Genomic DNA, 19,171 nt, shown 5'->3' on the forward strand with positions numbered 1-19,171 from the left:
CTTATAGAAATGAGTTTAACTATTTATTCTTTCTAGAAAGTGTTTGAGTATTTTCGCTGTTAATCCCCAGATTACCCTATCTTCATAGTAGTAAAAATACTCTTCCATCTGTCGAGTTTGCCAATTATAGTCTTCTCCGCCGCTAATTAATTCGTATGGAAAACCTTGATTTGGTTCTATTTTAAAATTAATGAAGTGAACATCCGGTTTCATCGTTTTTAAAACGGAGAGTGGGATCGTAAATATTTCTTCTACTTCATCTTTATTTGGAATAATGGAATGTTCCTTTTCAATCACACCAATATATGGATAGATAATTGTTCCAAAAGGCGAAACCATATAATCTAATGGTAATATGTCACGGATGGATTGCTCCTTTATTCCTAACTCCTCTGATGTTTCCCTGACAGCCGTATGTTGTTCGTCTCGATCACTTTTGTCTAGTCTCCCACCTGGAAAACAAATTTCACCAGGCTGTCTCCTTAGCTTTAAGGAGCGAACTTCAAATAGTATATGAGGTTCTTGATTAATTTCAACTAACGGGACGAGAACAGAGAACTTTGTAAATCCTTCACTCCCAAGTATTTTAGGAGCCCTTGTATTAATTTTAGATACAATATTGCCTATTTCCATCGTTTCTCCACCTCGTTTACATAATTTATTTTTCACTCATGCGGTGTTCGATAAAGGGACTATCTACTGTAACAGCAGAATAAGTAGAACGGCCAATATACAATGGTATGGACAGTTCTTTAAAATTAGGAAGACCGTTCGTTAAAAACTTCTCTTCATCACGGTAAAATTGGACGATCTCTCCTACAAAAAAGTCGTGATCCCCATATGTATTTCTATCAAGTGTTTTACATTCATACGCAACATAGGCATTTTTTAAGATAGGTGCACCCGTTTCTACACCTTCTACATAATCCATGTTTCCAATATCAAACTTATCTACATCTTTCCCTGAAAATACACCTGCTTGCTGAATAAAGCCAGCATATTCAAGTGATAGAAAATTAATAGCAAAAGCTCCTTCTGCTTTTAACAATTCAAAAGTATAACGTTCACGACCTATTGCAACTCCATAAATAGGTGGTTCGTACGAAATATAGGTATGCCAGCCTGCAGCCATTATATTTTTTTCATTTTGGTGATTTACTGTAACAAGTGCTACCATCCCAGGATAACTGTGCATAACAGTTTGATTCACTCGTTGTAACATTTTATCGCCTCCTACATTTTATTTATTTTTTCTATCTCTTTGCTACAAAACGATTCACCTTTAAAAATTTTTTATAATATTTTTAAATAGACTATTTTCCTATATTAAAAACTTGGTAAAATTAATTATATAGAAGATGGATTTGGGGTGTCATTTTGGAGATGTACGTTCTCTTTTTATTCTTATCAATTGTTCTAGCTTTATCAATTAACCTAATTCGTTTTCATTTTAATCCAATTACAAACAAAATTATATTTACCTTTTCCTCATTATTCCTAGTAGAGGTTTATGCAACATTCATTGATGTAAGCCCTCTCACTTGGATGTTATTAATCTTTATTTTTAGTTCATCATATGCTTTTCAAATATGGGGAGGTATCGGCTCGGCTAGTATTAGTTACGCATTCCTACACCTTCAAATAGGTGAGGAGTTACTAGTGTTACCACTCTATTTGTTGTTTGGTGTAGTTATTGGATTTGCCGTTAAGTACATTAATAAACAAAAAGAAGAGAATGATCAGTGGAATAAGGTACTTTTAAAACAATCTAAATATTTCCACGTTTTCAGTGAAGTCAGCGTCCGAATGCAACAAACGCTACAAAGAGACAAGCTCTTAACGACCATATTAACCTCAGTTACAGCTGGTCACGGTCTTGGGTTTAATAGAGCTATGATTTTTCTCCATAATGAAGAGACAAATACACTAACCGGAATCCTTGGTGTTGGTCCAATGGATATTGAATCAGGTTACAACGTTTGGGAAGCGATTTCAGCTGAAAAACTAAAGCTTAAAGATTTAATTACATACAATTTTCAGCATAATTTAACCGACCCAGAGTTAAATAGTATATTAAAAACAATTGAAATTCCCTTTGATAAAAACAACATTTTTGGCCAAGCTCTCTTAACTCATCAACCGATACTAGTCGATCGAATAAATGAAAAGGATGAGATACAAGTATTCTTTAAAAATATTTTTAACACAAAAGAATTTGCCGTTATTCCGTTGATCACTCAAGGGAAGAACATCGGTATCTTATTCATTGATAATATTGTAAATCAAAAACCCATTACTTTACTAGAATTAGAGTATGTTATCCCGTTAGCGAACCAAGCAGCTATTGCCATTAATCATACAAGCCTTTATAACCAAATTGAAGAAATGGCTTTAAAAGATGGATTAACGGGTCTACATAATCAACGAGCTTTTCAGTCTATTTTTGAACAGTATTTTCAAAGTATCTCAATAACTAATCCACTTTCACTAATTATTTTCGATATAGACTATTTCAAAGTCTATAATGATAAAAATGGGCATTTACTAGGAAACGAAGTCTTAATGCAACTAGCAAAAGTATTCCACCAATCAATTCGTACTGGAGATTACTCTTTCCGCTTTGGCGGTGAAGAGTTCGTTGCCTTACTACCCAATACCACTCTTGAAGAAGCCTACCTTATTGGTGAGACTATCAGAAAAAATGTTGAACAAACTGTTTTTCCAGGTGAAGAAAAGCAACCTACTGGTACACTCACCATAAGCTTAGGAATTGCTTCTACTGAAAGTCTAATGATTCAGTCTAAAAACGATTTGATTGATGCAGCTGACCGTGCTCTATACAAGGCAAAGGAAACAGGTAAAAATAAAGTAGTTTTATTAAAGGAGTATGTTCCTCATGAATAATCTATATTTTTTAATAGGCATATTACTCTTTTTTCTGACGATGATCCTATTCAGCTCACAGTTTTACATTTTTGCTACTAGGAATTATACAAAAGCGGTTAGTAAGAGATTAGGATTTAAAGTGAAGGAATTACATTATTCCTTGGATCAAATTATTTATTTTATCTCATTACCTAGTAACTTACCTGAGGTTAGAAATGCAAAAATAGAGGATTTAGTAATAGAACAAGATTATTCCTGTTACCTTTTTCCTAAATTAAAGGGCATAAAAATTTGGATTCATTCAAATAAGAATCGATTAGAACTTGGTTATTTACCAATTGAAAACTTTAGATTACCTTCTCTCGATAAATGGGAAAACGAAGGTAAAATATCAGATGAAACTAATTTCAAGATTAGTATTTGTAAGCTTATCCACCCTAAAACCATTAAGGAAATTCGTGAAGAAGTATTTAAGCAAATACAAATAGGAAGATATGAAATTTCTTGATTGTCTTAGTTTTACTGACAAGATAAAGAAAAGAACCATAAACCAAAAGTGGCAGAGTTCAATTAAGACTCCGCCACTTTTGGTTATAATTAAGCAGTGGTTACTTCATCAGAGGCAACCTAATGGTAAACTTGGCGCCTTGATCTATCTTACTTGTAACCTCTACTTGCCCATCATGTAAATCAATTAACTTTTTCACAATCGACAACCCTAGACCAAACTCTCCATAAGGAATGGTGGTCCTCGATAAGTCTGCTTTATAGAATCTTCTCCAAATGTTTTCAATATCTTCCGGATTAATACCTATGCCCGTGTCTTCAATTTCAATGACACACTCCCGATTTTCCGCTCTTCCTTTCAACCAAATGGTCCCGTCTTGCGTAAATTGAATACTATTTTTCGTAATGTTAATTAAAATTTGTATCAGTCTATCATAGTCGGCATAAACCGTAATCTCTTCATGAACATCAATCATAATTTGATTATTCTTATCTGCTGCTTGACTTTCTAACTGTTCTTGAATGATTTCAAAAGCCTCTAGCAACTGAATTTCTTCCTTAAACAATTTTACTTGATTGGATCTAATCTTTTCATAGTCAAGGTTTTCGTTTACTAATCGTATTAACCTCTTTGTTTCTTTACTTACTAATTGAATGCCTCTTTCCTTTTCAGACTCTGGAATCATATCACTACGAAGTCCCTCAATAACGCCACTAATTGTGGTTAAAGGCGTTCTCATCTCATGGGAAACATCAGCCATAAACTGTCGTCTACGATTCTCTAAGCTTTCAATTTCCTCCATTGAGGCATTCAACTTTTTGACCATTTGATTGAAGTCTTCTGCTAATTCTCCTATTTCGTCAAAATTACTAGAGGGAACACTTACATTATAATTCCCAGCTGATACTAGTGAAGTAGCCTCCTGAATACGTTTAATACGATTCACATGTATTCTGGATAAGATTAAACTTAATAAAAATGATATAGAAAGAGCGATTAGAATGGTGTATATTAAAAACTGATTAAAATCCGTAACCATTTCCCTTGATCCACTTATAGGAGAAGTAAGTAATATTCCCCCAATAAACTCTCCATTGACAATATAAGGGAGAGCCACCAAAGACACTTCTTGTTCAAACCTCTTTAAGTCCTGTCTAACTACAACGGTCTCTCCATGGGTAATTTTCTCCCATTCATCTTCGGTTAACTTCATCGCGGGGGCATGCTTACCAGTGCTAGGGTTTAGAATTTTAGCATTTAAATCAAATACACTAAAGTGAATATTTCTACCGATAAGCACATTCTCATATTGATAAATAATTTGCTCCGTCCTTAGTCTGCTAAATTGTATATCCTTTAGGATGTTCTCACCGTAAGTCATCAGTTCTTCTGTTTTGTTTTCATACACAAGTCTTTCAACATAGTGAGAAAACAACAAGCTTAAGATTAAAAAAGCTACCACAATGATGCCTATATGACTGCTAAACTGTTGATAAAAATATTTAATTCTCATCTTCCACCCTAGTTTCATCAAACTTATACCCTATTCCCCAAACCGTATGTAAAAACGGCTGAGTGGCTGTACCTATTTTTTTTCTTAAACGTTTGATATGAACATCTACGGTTCTTTCATCTCCATAAAACGAATAGCCCCACACTCTTTCTAAAAGCTGTTCCCTTGTAAAAACCTGGCGAGGATGCTGGATGAAATAATAAAGCAAATCAAATTCTTTTGGGGTTAGATTCGTCACCCTTTCTCCATTAAGGGTTACTTCTCTAGATTCCTTACTAATCTTAAAATGCTGAGTTTGTATTAGACCAGGCTCAACACTTTCCTGACTTGAACTATTATATCTACGTGTAACAGCTCTAATTCGGGCCATTAAAGCTAAAGGACTAAAGGGCTTGGTTACATAATCATCTGCTCCCATTTCAAGACCTAACACTTGGTCGGACTCGCTATCTTTTGCTGTCAGCATAATAATCGGAACATGGCTACCTTCCATTCTAATTTTCCTACAAAGTTGAACCCCATCCATACTAGGTAACATCCAGTCTATAATTAAGGCATCCCAGTTATCCGATTTAAACTGATTAAACCCTTCTAAGCCATCATGAACAAAGGTTCCTTCAATTCCTTCCTTTGCAAAAAACATCTCAATCATTGAACAAACACTTTCGTTATCTTCTATCACTAATATTTTCATTCACTTCACTCCGTGTTCAGTACAATTAAAAAAGTCTTATTTCCTATAACTTAAAACTATTTGTCTTGTTTATCAACTAATAAACTAAATCTTCCCCTTTTGTTAATATCTACGAAATATATCGGCCATAGTTTGTTCATAACTATTTTTGTTACGAAAGGGATTCTTTAGGAAATAATATTGAAGATTACTTATGTTATGATAAAAGAAATCATTTTTAGGAGGATTTACAGCATGTCTCAAAGTTCGTATATCGGCTATGTCGGTACATATACCAAAGGTGAAAGTGATGGGATTTATTCTTTCACTTTAGATAAAGAGCAAGCAACAATTAAAAATGTAAAACTAGCAGCTACAATTGACAACCCTACCTACTTAACCATCAGTGAAGACAATCAATCTTTATATTCGGTTGTTAAAGAAGGTGAGTCAGGCGGAGTCGCAGCGTTTTCTCTAAAGAGTGCAACGGGAGAACTCCAGAAGTTAAATCAGCAAGTGTTAGAAGGGGCACCACCTTGCCATGTTAGTGTTGGAATTGCTAACCGAAATGTGTTTTCTGCAAATTACCATAAAGGAACAGTAGAATCCTATTTGGTCAGTGAAGATGGAACCATTAATCTTCCTTCCTCCATTGTCTATCACCATGGCTCTGGCCCAGATGAAAGACAAGAGAAACCACATACCCATTATGCAGCATTTACACCTGATGAAAAATATGTCGTGGCTGTTGATTTAGGGACTGATCAAGTTATATCTTATAGCCTTAATGAAGGAAACCTTGTAGAAAAAAGTATATTTACAGTAAAACCTGGAAGTGGTCCTAGACACTTAGTTTTCCATCCCTTAAATCAGTCACTTGCTTATTTAATGACAGAATTTAGCTCTGAGGTAGTTGTGTTAAAGTACCACTCAGAGGATGGACATTTTACGGAGATTCAAACGATTTCTACACTTCCAACCGATTTTACTGAAAATAACCAAGGAAGTGCAATCCATCTATCTTCTGATGGACGATTTGTTTATGCTGCTAATCGTGGACATGATAGCATTGCTGTATTTTCTGTGAATGCTGACAATGGAACCCTTACTTTTATTGAGCATACCTCTACTTACGGCAACTGGCCGAGGGACTTTGTATTAGACCCTTCCGAAGACTTCCTAGTTGCGACAAATCAAAACTCCAGCAACCTTGTCCTTTACTCTCGAAACAAGGAAACTGGATTACTTACAATGTTACAGTCTGATGTAAAAGTACCAGACCCTGTTTGTGTTAAATTTATTAAGATTTAACGATTAATAAGCCTCGGATGTTAAGCTCCAAGGCTTTTATTATTTTTTAACAAGTGGATCACAATAGCTATAAAAATGGATAGAGTGGTAAACATGAGAAAGGTATTAATATTAAAGTATTGATTATTCACATGAATAGACATAAAACTCGTAATCTGATTAATGTATTCCCAATCAGTGAAGCCGAAGTTTTGTTTATAAACTTCCGCTAGAAAATCTCGATAATTACGAAAACTAATCGTTTGGTAGAGTGTTCCCCCAATTATATGTAAAAGGATTACTAGTAGCCCTAGTTTCATGTGTTTGGGTTTAAACATATATGAATTTAGTATTTGTATCCACAAATACACACTATAACAAAATAAAAATACTAGCCCTATCAAGATAATTATGGCAGGATTCCCATTTCCAGAAGACTGTCCTGCGTTTGGAGTCATGAAATTGCAAAACCAAAAAAGTAACATCCCTATCCCCTTGACTGCTAATAGTAGAAGCTTATGTTTAGTGATAATTAGTCCCCCTTAGAGTTAGGTTAAAATTTTACAAACGCTGTAAAAAGTACTTAATGTAATATTCGAAATGAAAGATCGATAAACCTTTTTGACAGAAAAAAAAGAGCTGTAAAAATCAGCTCTATAAATAAAACTACCTGTCATGATCTTCAAACAGGTAGTTTTCATAATAGTTCGTTTACTCTAGACCTTTTTCAATTTCCTTAACCATTTCAGCTACAGAAATTAATCCGCCACCTGATAAGTACCAGAAATCTGGGCTTAAGTATACAATATTGTCATTTTTGAATGCTTTTGTATTTTTCACTAAGTCATTTTCAATCGTTTGTTGACCTGAAGACTGACCGCCTACAGCTGCTCCTCTATCAATTACAAATAGATAATCTGGATCTTTTTCTACAATATACTCAAAAGATACCGTTTGACCGTGTTGTGATACTTCAATTTTTTCATCTGCTGCAGCTACACCAAATACATCATGAATGACACCAAAACGAGAAGCTGGTCCATATGCACTTAGGTTTCCTTCATTAGCTAAAATAATTAAACCATTCTTACCACTAGCAGTGGCTTTCTCTTTTAAAGCGTTGATTTGTGTTTCTACACTAGCAAGCTCAGTTTCTACTTCTTCTTCTTTACCAAAGATTTGACCTAGTGTTTTTGTGTTTTCAGTAAAAGAATCCATATATTTCGATGCATCTAGACCCATAAAGATCGTTGGTCCAATTTTGCTTAACTCTTCATATGCCTCTTGTTGTCTTCCAGAGATGATGATTAAGTCAGGTGATAACTCACTTATTTTTTCAAAATCTGGCTCTTTTAAGCCTCCAACATTCTCATATTTAGAATCTGCATATTTTGATAAATATGTAGGAATATTCATTTGAGGAACACCAGTAACTTCTACACCAAGCTTATCTAAAGTGTCTAAAACTCCAAAATCAAATACAACCACTTTCTCTGGGTTTTGCTTAACAACGGTTTCACCTAATTGGTGCTTAATTGTAATTTCTTCTACCTTTGACTCTTCCGTTTTTGTTTCACTACCAGTTGAACCGCTAGTTTTTTCACTTGAACTATCTGAACCACATGCTGCAGTAATGATAGTTAATATAGCAATAATGCAAAATAACATTATTTTTTTCATTTTATACACCTCTATCATTTATTTATATTTATATTGATGGCATTATTCAGTAGAGATATCTATTTCAGGGCCCTAATTGAAATATCAAAACTCTCCTAGTTTAGGCCGTCAATGAAATACCAAGATCAAGAATAGAAAATACACACTTTCTTACAATTAAACTCTTCAATTTGAATGTCCATCCCATACACTTCTTTTAAAGTTGGGCTGTTAATAATACTCTCTGTACTACCTTCTTTCACTACTTTTCCATCTTTTAAAGCTACAATATAGTCAGAGTATGATGAGGCAAAATTGATATCGTGTAAAACAATAACCACTGTTTTCCCCAACTCATCACATAGCCTTCTAAGTACCTTCATAATTTGAACCGAATGTTTCATATCCAAATTATTTAGAGGTTCATCTAATAGGATATATTCTGTGTTTTGAGCAATAACCATTGCGATATAAGCTCTTTGCTTTTGACCACCACTTAATTGATCAAGAAATTTATCTTGCATCTCAGTCAATTCCATATAATCAATAGCTTCTTCTATATGCTTTTTATCTTCTTTTGTCAGTCTTCCTTGTGAATATGGAAATCTACCAAAAGAAACTAATTCCTTAACCGTTAAACGCAAATTAATATGATTAGATTGTTTTAATATTGAGATTTTTTTAGCTAAGTCATTACTTTTCCACTTGCCAATCTCTTGGCCATCAATTAATACTTCACCCGTTTCCCTAGCAATCAGGCGACTAACGATTGAAAGGAGTGTACTTTTACCAGCCCCATTCGGACCGATAAAAGAAGTAATTTTACCCTTAGTAATTTTCAAAGAAACATCTTCAACAACCATTTTGTTACCATATTTTTTTGAAATATTTCTCACTTCTACCATGATTTACTCTCCTTTAACAATAGGAATATGAAGTATAAGCCACCGACAAAGTTAACAATAACGCTTAAAGTTGTTGAGAAGGTAAACACTCTTTCAACGATTAGTTGCCCTCCTACTAAGGCTACAATGCTAATTAAAATGGAACCTGTTATGAGCAACGAATGTTTATATGTTTTTAGAAATTGATAAGCAACATTAGCTACTAATAAGCCTAAAAATGTAATTGGACCTACTAATGCGGTTGATACAGAAACAAGAATGGCAATCACGACTAATAGCCTTTTGACGATGTAATCATAGTCAACCCCTAGATTAATCGCTTGTTCTTTACCAAGAGCCAATACATCTAGATATTTTAAAAATTGAAAGCTATAGATAGTTGCTAAAATCACTGTCCCTGTTGCAATCATTAATACATCCGTGTTTACATTATTGAAACTTGCAAACATTCGGTCTTGAACTATTTGAAACTCGTTGGGATCAATCAATACTTGTAGAAAAGTAGAGATACTTCCAAAAAAAGTCCCAAAGATGATTCCTACTAATAATAGAAAGTAAATATTATTTCCTTCCCTCTTAAAGAGAAGTCGATACAGTACACCGGCGAATATTACCATTAATAAAACAGAAATCATAAAGTTCACATTTTTGTTCATAACGGTTAAGCTAGTTGAACCCAAAACGAAAATGAGAAAAGTTTGTATCAATAAGTAAAGAGAATCTAAACCAATAATACTTGGTGTTAAAATTCGGTTGTTTGTAACTGTCTGGAAGATTACTGTAGAAAAAGCAATTACCGCTCCAGTTAAAACGATTGCAAATATTTTCTTTCCTCTTCTAGGTAGCACGTAATCCCAGTTAGAACCTAAATCTATAAAAAGGAATGCCAGTACCAATAGGATAGCTAATAAACTTAAGGAAATTATTTTTAATTTATTACTCATATGCCTTTCTCCTCATGATTAAGTAAAGAAATATACCGCTTCCAATTACTCCTACGGTTAATCCAATTGGAATCTCGTAAGGATAGATAATGACTCGACCGAAAATATCGCAAAACAGTACGAATACAGCTCCTAACAAAGCAGTATGAGAAAGGCTATTTCTCAAGTGATCACCACGATACATCGTGACAATATTCGGAATGATTAGGCCTAGGAACGGTATCATTCCTACCGTTAACACAACTACTGTTGTAACTAAGGCAACAATGACTAATCCAATATTCACTACCTGCTGATGATTAAGTCCTAAATTTTTCGAAAACTCTTCTCCCATTCCGGCAATCGTAAATTTGTCGGCATAGAAATAGGCGATTAAAACGAGCGGTATACTTAAGTATAAGAGCTCATATCTACCTTGAATCATCATAGAAAAGTTCCCTTGTAACCAAGAAGACATATTCTGAATGAGGTCATTTTTATAAGCAAAAAAAGTAGTTGCTGAACCAACAATATTACCAAACATGAGTCCTACTATCGGAATAAAGATAGCATCTCTATATTTAATCCGGTCTAGTATTTTCATAAAAATGAAGGTTCCTAGAAGTGCGAAGACGAATGCAACCAACATTTTTTGAATAGGACTTGCTGAGGCAAACAGCATTAAGGATACTAAAATTCCAAATCTGGCAGAATCCATCGTACCTGCTGTAGTTGGAGAAACAAACTTGTTTCTCGTTAGCTGTTGCATAATCAATCCACAAATACTCATACTTATTCCTGCAATGATGATACTCATTAACCTTGGAAATCTACTAATTAATAAAATTTCTAATTGTTCTTCACTTAATTGAAATAAATCAAAAGGAGTAATATCTTTAACTCCGATAAAGAGTGAAGTAATCGATAATAAAATTAGTGCTATTAGCAAGTAACGTTTTTTCATTTTTAGTAACCCTGCCTCTTTATTCACAGAAGGAATGCAATAGATAATCATTCTCATTTGAAAACAAAAAAAATTACCTCTGTAACCAAAGAGAATCATTATCATTTAAATCCAAAAAAAATTTCATACCTTCTATAATTAATATGATAATGATATTCATTATCATTTGTCAACAGTATTTGTTAAATTATTTAATATTTTTTAATAATGATATTGTTTAAACAAGTATACGTTTACACAAGAAAACTATTTCAAGTTTTCTCGTATTTGATCTAAAATGGCTAGTGTACGCTCTAGGTCTTGCTTACTTATACCAAATGAAGCTTCATCGATTGTCTTAAGGGCTAAATTTTCTAAGCCTAATTGAATCCTTTTTCCCTCTTCAGTTAAATAAATTAAGTTAATTCTTCGGTCCGTTTGATGAGGGCGGCGCATAACTAGCCCCCGCTTAATTAAATTATCAATTAGCCTCGAAACACTTGCTTGGTCTCTCTCGTTGATTTGTGCTAAGTGGTTCTGAGTTTGGCCATCCTGCTCGTAAAGCCGGCTTAAAATCTGCCACTGTTCATAGGTCACATTGAAATCGTTTTCTTTAAAATTTTGATTAAGCCTATTTGACATTAAACGTGAAGCATGGAAAAGTTTATATCCTAGAGATTCATCTAACTGATACTTGTTAAAACTCATCATTTTCTCCTTAAACTTAACTGTCCTACTTTATATTATTTTAATATACTTGTTCATGCAAGTATATTTTTGTGCACATTTTTAGTCTATTCGTTTAATAAAAGTTCATGCATACCTAACTGTAAATAATCCTGCATAAACTACGTGTTTCTTGAAATATAATCAAAGAGTAAAAATTTGTTAACATCATTTATAAAATTTAAGGGTTTAATTTAATTGTATTCAGGGTAAAGGTTATCTATTTAAGATTGATGATATATACATACTATCAAGCTATGAAAGGTGATTTTACATATGAGTAACGAAAATACTTTAAATTCTAAAACGTGTATTGAAGGAATTAATTTTGAGTGGCAAATAGAAAATGGGAGATTTTTATTTGAAAAGGATGATGCCGTTTTATTCTGGATTTCCACAGCAATGAAGTCTTTTTTTGACACGTTAGAAGAAGTTGCTGGTCAGGATGCATCAGATGTCGTTTTAGAAACAACGGGATTTAGACAAGGTTTGGTAGTTGGAACCTATTTTAAAAGTTTAAATAAAAGTCTATCAGAAATTGCTGATAACCTAACACTTATCTATGGATCTGCCGGATGGGGTTATTTTACTATCACACAAATTGATAAGGAGACTACAACGGCAACATTAAGATTAAAAGATAGTTGGGAGTACAAAATAAATAGAGAACAAGAGAAAGAGAAATCCGGAAATTTTCTTCCTGGTCACTTCGCCGGCTTACTTACTGGACTATTTGAAACCAACATGGGTTATAGGATTCTAAATGACCAATTGAACGGTCATGACTTTACTGAAATAGAGTTCTTTCCTTCAATTAAAACGGTAGAGAATAATATTCATGATTTAGCACGACGTAAGCAAGCTTTACAAATTCAACATCTGGAAGAAGCTGTTGAAAAAAGAACGAGAGAGCTAAATGAGTTAGTCAATGAACTCTCATCCCCTATTATCCCTGTGCTAGATGGAATAGTCGTTGTTCCTTTACTGGGAAAATATGATGAAATTCGTTCAGAAGTGGTGATTCAAAAGACTTTAACCAATCTACCAAAGCTACAAGTGGATTATCTTGTTTTAGACTTGACCGGCTTGAGTAAAAATATCTGCAGTTATACGGTTGAATTTCTGAATAAGCTTGCAAGCGCTGCATCACTAATTGGTACAAAAACGATTCTTGTAGGTATTTCTCCTGAATTAGGAATTGCTATTTCATCTACCAATTTTGAGCTATCAAAATTTAATTGTTTTACTAATTTACAGCACGGAATATACTATGCCTTGTCTCAGCAAGGTCGACAAATTCTATAATAAGCAAAAAAATTAATATTACCTAACTTTTATGAGAAAATATTCTTGTTGCAAGTTATATCTGTATACTTTATCAATTAACCAGATATATTTGAGGACGACAATAGACTTTGTTTAATATTCAGGAGGAGTTAGTATGCCAAACAGTTTGCAGGACACAACTACACTACATAATGGAGTAAAAATGCCTTGGTTTGGTCTTGGTGTATTTAAAGTCCAAGAAGGTGAAGAAGTGGTTGAATCCGTAAAGGCTGCAATTAGAAATGGCTATAAAAGTATTGATACTGCAGCTGTTTACAAAAACGAAGAAGGTGTGGGCCAAGCGATTAAAGATTCTGGCGTTCCACGTGAAGAACTTTTCATTACAACTAAGGTTTGGAACTCTGACCAAGGCTATGAAAACACCCTTCAAGCTTTCGAAACTAGCTTAGAAAAACTAGGTTTAGATTATCTTGATTTATATTTAATTCATTGGCCAGTTGCTGGTAAGTATAAAGATACTTGGAAAGCTCTTGAAAAGCTTTATAAAGATGGACGTGTTAAAGCGATCGGAGTTAGTAATTTCCATGTTCATCATCTTGAAGATCTTTTAAGTATTGCTGAAATTAAACCAATGGTTAACCAAATCGAATACCATCCACATCTTACTCAGAAAGAAGTACATGATTTCTGTAAGAAAGAAGGTATTCAGCTCGAGGCTTGGTCACCACTTAAACAGGGTGTATTATTGGATGAGCCTGTCATTGTTGAAATTGCTGAAAAGCATCAAAAGTCTCCAGCACAAATCATTTTACGTTGGGACCTTCAAAACGAAGTAGTAACCATCCCTAAATCAATTAAAGAAACTCGTATTATAGAAAATGCTGATATTTTTGATTTTGAGTTAACATCCGAAGATATGGAAAAAATTAGCTCACTGAATAAAAACGAGCGTATTGGACCAGACCCTGATAATTTTAATTTTTAATAACAATAGTAAGAGGTTGCTAAAAAATTTAGCAACCTCTTTTATTTACTTGATAAAATATATAGGTTCTCTGAAGTTAGACTACTGTCTAGCTCCAGCGCCCAGCGACTAGTGTACTTCGCTCCTCTCCCTACGATAAGTCAACATCGAATCGCTCACGCTCTTCGTGTTTCCTTTATCTCAGTCGAGGCGCTCCAGTCCATACGTCGCTAACCGGGGCGCTTCCGCTTTTCTTAATCAACAGGTGCAACCTTCTTTTTTATTTCCACCTGTAAAATCTTATTAGATTCAATTTTCTTAATTTCAAAGTGTAAATGATGGTATTCTAGAGTATCTCCCTCTTTTGGAAAATGACCGAATTCTTTTAATAAAAAACCAGATAGCACATCTTCCTCTTCCGGAATTTTCACTTTAAAAACTTCATTCAAGCGACGCAATGCTAGTTTTCCATTACAGATAATCTGGGAATCTGTTAGTTCATAAATCAAAATCTCTTCGTTTTCATCTGTTTCATCTTTAATGTCTTGGCCAATCATAGCCTCGATGATGTCTTCGTGAGTGATGATTCCTCGATTCCCACCATATTCATCAAGAACAATGGCTATATGCTTACGTTCTTTTAGCATTAATTTAAATACTTTATCAATCGCATGGAATTCAAATATGAATAGTGGCTTCTTATCCATAAAGTCACTAAGATTTTTACTAAGATCTAAAGACCAAGATAACAATTGCTTTGAATGAAACACTCCAACAATATTATCCATATTATCTTTATATACAGGATATCTCGAATAATTATTTGCGAGGATAATATCCCTAACTTCTTCATAAGATGATTCAACTGGGACACCTACAATATCCGTACGTGGAGTTTTTAAAGCATCACGAACATCTAATTCATGAAAATCTATAACCCCTTTTATTCTCCGAGTTTCCTCATTTCGAAATGTCCCCTCAGAAGCAGCAATGTCAACCATCGTCATTAACTCTTCTTTAGAGAATGAAGTTTCTTCCTCATGCCCCTTGGAAATTATTTTGATAATAGCTCTTGTAAATTTTGATAATAAAAAAGTAAATGGTTTTAATAAAAACATTAAAGCTCGAATGACCGGAAAAACCATATAAGCTATCTTTTCAGAAAATGTTGCTGCTATGGATTTCGGTAGTACCTCTGCAAAAATAATGAGAACGACGGTTAAAACAGCAGTGGCAATCCCTACATTAATTCCATAACTTAAGGCAATTATGGTCACTAAGGTCGGTAACATGATATTCGCTATGTTATTTCCTATAAGGATAGCAGTAATAAATTCATCAGGTTTAGAAACTAAATCTAACAGTCTTTGCGAACGTACGTCATCGTTTTCAGCTCTTGTTTTTATTTTCATTTTATTAACAGCGGTTAAGGCTGTCTCACTTCCAGATAAGAAAAAAGACATAAATAAGAAAAACAAAATGGCTATAAACACTTTTATCCTCCAAAAATCAATTTTTACTATTAAGCTTAGTATTACATATACTCAATTTATTTATCAAAGCCTACGCATTTTTTTACTTCTGTATTAATAAAAACTGCTTGTATCTTTTCTTATAAAAAAAAGCAATAAGGTTTAATAAGTACTTGGGTATTTTTTTAGGGAAAAAGGAGTACTGATATAATCGTTCAAAAGCCATTTTCAAATGAACCCACTGGGAGCACTCCTTAGTTTGTTTAAAACGAGCAACATCAATAATTTTAATCCTTCCACCTGGTGAAACTAGTATATTCCTTAAGTGAATATCGGATGGATTTAAACCTTCTTGCTTTGCCAGCATAAGTGCTTGATCAATTTCTTTAATATAACTAGACCTTATAGTAACACCTTTTACAAGACAATTAAAAAGTGTTTCACCCGGAATGTAATCAATGACAATGTAATTAGTCCCCGATTCATATAATTTAGGATAATAAGGTATTTTGGACAATCGATTATATATTTCAGCTTCTTCACAAGCTAACTCACTAAATCTTGGATAGTAAACCTTCATTACTTTACTTGTCGACAAAATTTTAAATACAGCAGCACTTCTTCCTTTACCAATAAAGAGTAAATTCTTATTTAGATCATTCAGTACAACACTAGTACCCTTGCGATTAAATTTTATACTACTCGCTAATTCACTGAATGACTCCAAGGTTATTACTCCTTTCAAAAAGCTATAATCCTTCTTCTTATAAAATATGACTTTCTATACTGGATTCATGTATTAGTTTAACATTTTTATAGTTATATTATAATAAATAGCCCCGATTTCTCGGAGCTAGCTTTATTACTGAATAGTAAACTTATTAAGTTCCTCTCTCATTTTTCTAGAGAATGCCTCAAGTTCTTCAGCTAAATTATTTAGCTGTTCCATGGATGCTGCTGTTTCTTCAATTGATGCCGAAACTTCTTCTGTGCCTGCAGAAGTTTCTTGACTAATGCCCGTTATATTTTCCATGTTTCGAAGTAATAAGTTTTTTTGAGAAATAATCTGCTTCACTGATTCATTTATTCCCTCAATATTGGTTTTACTAGATGAAATCGTCTTTCTAATGTCTTCAAAGGCTTCTTCTGTTTCTTTAACAGCTTTTCCTTGTTCTTCAACAATCTCAATGTTTTGGTCCATTAGTTGTACCGTTTGCTTCGTTTCTCCTTGCATGAATGAAATAATTTCAGAGATTTCCTTTAAAGCTCCCTCAGATTGTTCGGCAAGTTTTCTAACCTCATCAGCAACAACAGCAAAACCTTTCCCGTGTTCTCCCGCTCTCGCTGCCTCAATAGCCGCATTAAGGGCAAGCAAATTGGTCTGATTAGCTATTTCTGTAATTTTCTTTACAATCTCATTTATATTATTGGAACGATCGTCTAATTTATGAATGGCAGTAACCATTTCAGAAGTCATTTTACTAGTACGATCAAACTGTTGAATAAGAAAATGAACTTTTTTCATTCCATCTTCAGAAGACTGTAGCATCAGATCTGACTCATCTGCCATATGCTCTGCCTGATTCTCAATTATCTTAATTTGGTCAGATAATTGATCCGTTGCTTTTGAGCTCTGATCAATAATGGCGGATTGTTTACCCGCACCTGCAGAGATTTGCTCCATTGTAATCGCTACTTCATTCGCTGAAGCTGTATTCTCTTCTGCACTGGAAACTAATGTTTCAGCAGCTTCTGAAACTCGTGTGGACAGAGTAAATATATCCCCCATCATACTTCTCATGTTTAAAAGCATGTGCTCAAAACTTTTTGAAAGTTTACCAATTTCGTCTTCCCTTTCAATCCTAACTGCTGTGAGTAAATTTCCCTCTTCGACTTCAACCATGCTCTTTTGCAACTCTGAGATAGGTTTAGTAATTCGTCTAGCAATAAAGATAGAAGCTAGTAGGGCAACAATAATAACACAAACTAAACTAATGATAATTGGAAGAAGAATATTGTCTGCTTCTGATTCTAGTTCTGACTTATTTACCGTACCAGCTAGCACCCATCCTGTAGTTGGGTTTTTAACAAATGCCATGATTTTGTTATCACCATTATGACTATAGTTAACAATACCCTGGTTTGATTTTTGTAATTCCTTATAGAAAGACTTCTTTGTCTGGTCTTGGCCAATCATTTCTTTATCAGGATGAGCCAACAATTTCCCGTTACTATCAAATAATACAGCATAACCAGTTTTACCTATTTTTGTTTTATTAATCATAGCTGATAATTGATCAACAGAAAAATCTAAGGATAGTACGCCAATCTTGTTCCCATTTATTTCTATTGCCTTAGCAGCACTTACAATGATTCCACCTGTAACAGAATCCACGTATGGCTCTGTCCAAATTACTTCCCCTTTATTTTCAAAAGCCTGGCTATACCAAGGTCTTTGTCTCGGGTCAAATCCATCTGGTAATTCGGTAGGTGGTTGAATAATCATATCCCCCTCTTTTTCCGTACCGAGATAGACAAATTGAAGACTTGAATTTGTTTCCGTCATCTCTCTGAAAGATTCTTCTAGACTTAGGCGGTTCTCATTATAATTCTCTAACTCTTTCATTTTTCCCAATCGCTCAACTGTCATGATGGTATTTTGAAAAAATACCTCGAATGAGTCATTCATACTTACCATTTGGCTAGATACAGCATGACTTAATAATTTTCCTGTATTATTCACCGTAAATATATAACTAACGGTGGAAATGACAACTCCCGCAATTATGATAAGAATTAAAAATGGTACTAAAATTTGTTTTTGAAGACTCTTATTTATATTTTTAAACATATTCTCCTCCTAATGATAAGCGTATTTTAATCAGAATGTATTACTTATCAATTAACGATGAACCGTTAGCATATGGCAGCCCGGCGATCATAGCATTCTGCCTTAGACCCGTAGCTTTGCGCCACCACCTTTCAATGGATTAGCCTTTTTTCATATTTATTACTTTTTTACCATGTATATAGTACCATGAAGTTTCAATTATGGTAATATGTTACTTTTATTGTAAAAATTAAAAGTTTATTTTAAATATACTGAAACTTGAAACTATAATTTTAATAATTATAGTTAGATAATTTTTCACAAAAAAAGGACTGTCCATTAAGTCATTATAATAATGATTTTTGAGGACAGCCCCTGTCTTTAAGGCTTAGATATTTGAATTGTCTAGTAATTTCGTCCGTTGATTTCCGGTCCAGACACTTGCTTTCCGCGGGGAGGAAGTCAAGCCTCCTGATATGAACGAAACTGTCAAGGCCCCCACTCAACATTGGTATATAGGTTGTTTTTAGGCATCTTTAATAAGAGAAGCTATATTCGGCTTCTTTACTAAGTTAAGCTATGAGCCTTTAGG

Annotated in this window: 17 protein-coding genes and 1 riboswitch; of the genes, 5 read left to right on the plus strand and 12 right to left on the minus strand. The window is 33.9% G+C overall.

The features are described 5' to 3' along the window. Positions 1 to 15 precede the first annotated feature (15 nt). Together SM124_RS19895 and SM124_RS19900 are read right to left on the minus strand one after the other, a co-directional pair. Positions 16 to 633 (minus strand): NUDIX hydrolase, encoded by a 618-nt coding sequence (locus SM124_RS19895; protein ID WP_322448287.1) that lies wholly within the window; start codon positions 631 to 633, stop codon positions 16 to 18. Between the two features lie 25 nt (positions 634 to 658). Then, positions 659 to 1,222: a flavin reductase family protein gene (locus SM124_RS19900; protein ID WP_322448288.1), complete on the minus strand. Its 564-nt coding sequence runs from the start codon at positions 1,220 to 1,222 to the stop codon at positions 659 to 661. Positions 1,223 to 1,383: 161 nt separating this feature from the next. Here SM124_RS19900 and SM124_RS19905 point away from each other — a divergent pair, with 161 nt between their 5' ends. Both SM124_RS19905 and SM124_RS19910 read left to right on the plus strand, forming a co-directional pair. Beyond that, positions 1,384 to 2,904: a GGDEF domain-containing protein gene (locus SM124_RS19905; RefSeq protein ID WP_322448306.1), complete on the plus strand. Its 1,521-nt coding sequence runs from the start codon at positions 1,384 to 1,386 to the stop codon at positions 2,902 to 2,904. Further along, positions 2,897 to 3,394 (plus strand): hypothetical protein, encoded by a 498-nt coding sequence (locus SM124_RS19910; RefSeq protein WP_322448289.1) that lies wholly within the window; start codon positions 2,897 to 2,899, stop codon positions 3,392 to 3,394. The genes SM124_RS19905 and SM124_RS19910 overlap by 8 nt, the downstream gene beginning before the upstream one ends. Positions 3,395 to 3,494: 100 nt before the next feature. On the opposite strand, the gene SM124_RS19915 is transcribed toward SM124_RS19910, so the two are convergent. Together SM124_RS19915 and SM124_RS19920 are read right to left on the minus strand one after the other, a co-directional pair. Beyond that, complete coding sequence (locus tag SM124_RS19915; protein ID WP_322448290.1) at positions 3,495 to 4,907, minus strand: ATP-binding protein; 1,413 nt, start codon at positions 4,905 to 4,907, stop codon at positions 3,495 to 3,497. After that, positions 4,897 to 5,601 carry a winged helix-turn-helix domain-containing protein gene (locus tag SM124_RS19920; protein WP_322448291.1) on the minus strand — a complete coding sequence of 235 codons (705 nt, stop codon included), beginning with the start codon at positions 5,599 to 5,601 and terminating at the stop codon, positions 4,897 to 4,899. Before SM124_RS19920 ends, SM124_RS19915 begins: the two co-directional genes overlap by 11 nt. A gap of 225 nt (positions 5,602 to 5,826) precedes the next feature. Between SM124_RS19920 and SM124_RS19925 the strand changes: the two genes are divergently transcribed. Continuing rightward, positions 5,827 to 6,891, plus strand: coding sequence for a lactonase family protein (locus tag SM124_RS19925; protein WP_407691429.1), 1,065 nt, complete (start codon positions 5,827 to 5,829; stop codon positions 6,889 to 6,891). A 690-nt stretch (positions 6,892 to 7,581) separates the two neighbouring features. On the opposite strand, the gene SM124_RS19930 is transcribed toward SM124_RS19925, so the two are convergent. The 5 genes from SM124_RS19930 to SM124_RS19950 all read right to left on the minus strand — a co-directional run bounded on the left by SM124_RS19930 (position 7,582) and on the right by SM124_RS19950 (position 12,008). Further along, positions 7,582 to 8,550 carry a siderophore ABC transporter substrate-binding protein gene (locus tag SM124_RS19930; RefSeq protein ID WP_322448293.1) on the minus strand — a complete coding sequence of 323 codons (969 nt, stop codon included), beginning with the start codon at positions 8,548 to 8,550 and terminating at the stop codon, positions 7,582 to 7,584. A gap of 125 nt (positions 8,551 to 8,675) precedes the next feature. Continuing rightward, complete coding sequence (locus tag SM124_RS19935) at positions 8,676 to 9,434, minus strand: iron ABC transporter ATP-binding protein (protein WP_322448294.1); 759 nt, start codon at positions 9,432 to 9,434, stop codon at positions 8,676 to 8,678. After that, positions 9,428 to 10,378 carry an iron chelate uptake ABC transporter family permease subunit gene (locus tag SM124_RS19940; RefSeq protein WP_322448295.1) on the minus strand — a complete coding sequence of 317 codons (951 nt, stop codon included), beginning with the start codon at positions 10,376 to 10,378 and terminating at the stop codon, positions 9,428 to 9,430. Before SM124_RS19940 ends, SM124_RS19935 begins: the two co-directional genes overlap by 7 nt. Beyond that, entirely contained in the window at positions 10,371 to 11,321 is a 951-nt protein-coding gene (locus tag SM124_RS19945) for an ABC transporter permease (RefSeq protein ID WP_322448296.1), read from the minus strand. The genes SM124_RS19940 and SM124_RS19945 overlap by 8 nt, the downstream gene beginning before the upstream one ends. A 246-nt stretch (positions 11,322 to 11,567) precedes the next feature. Further along, positions 11,568 to 12,008, minus strand: a complete 441-nt coding sequence (locus SM124_RS19950; protein ID WP_322448297.1) for a MarR family winged helix-turn-helix transcriptional regulator — start codon at positions 12,006 to 12,008, stop codon at positions 11,568 to 11,570. Positions 12,009 to 12,302: 294 nt separating this feature from the next. Here SM124_RS19950 and SM124_RS19955 point away from each other — a divergent pair, with 294 nt between their 5' ends. Together SM124_RS19955 and pgoN are read left to right on the plus strand one after the other, a co-directional pair. Continuing rightward, positions 12,303 to 13,331 carry an STAS domain-containing protein gene (locus tag SM124_RS19955; protein ID WP_322448298.1) on the plus strand — a complete coding sequence of 343 codons (1,029 nt, stop codon included), beginning with the start codon at positions 12,303 to 12,305 and terminating at the stop codon, positions 13,329 to 13,331. 136 nt (positions 13,332 to 13,467) lie between these two features. Continuing rightward, entirely contained in the window at positions 13,468 to 14,298 is an 831-nt protein-coding gene (gene pgoN, locus SM124_RS19960) for a glyoxal/methylglyoxal reductase (RefSeq protein WP_322448299.1), read from the plus strand. Positions 14,299 to 14,531: 233 nt separating this feature from the next. Here the strand turns inward: pgoN and SM124_RS19965 are convergent, their stop codons facing one another. From SM124_RS19965 to SM124_RS19975, 3 genes are all read right to left on the minus strand, one after another. Further along, entirely contained in the window at positions 14,532 to 15,770 is a 1,239-nt protein-coding gene (locus SM124_RS19965; protein ID WP_322448300.1) for a hemolysin family protein, read from the minus strand. 82 nt (positions 15,771 to 15,852) lie between these two features. Beyond that, positions 15,853 to 16,476, minus strand: coding sequence for a protein kinase family protein (locus SM124_RS19970; RefSeq protein WP_322448301.1), 624 nt, complete (start codon positions 16,474 to 16,476; stop codon positions 15,853 to 15,855). A 135-nt stretch (positions 16,477 to 16,611) separates the two neighbouring features. Further along, entirely contained in the window at positions 16,612 to 18,600 is a 1,989-nt protein-coding gene (locus SM124_RS19975) for a methyl-accepting chemotaxis protein (RefSeq protein ID WP_322448302.1), read from the minus strand. 71 nt (positions 18,601 to 18,671) lie between these two features. Further along, a riboswitch (cyclic di-GMP riboswitch) is annotated at positions 18,672 to 18,755 on the minus strand. Positions 18,756 to 19,171: the final 416 nt, after the last annotated feature.

Origin of the sequence: Robertmurraya mangrovi, from assembly GCF_034427655.1 — a bacterium.
GTDB classification, from domain to species: domain Bacteria; phylum Bacillota; class Bacilli; order Bacillales; family Cytobacillaceae; genus Robertmurraya_A; species Robertmurraya_A mangrovi.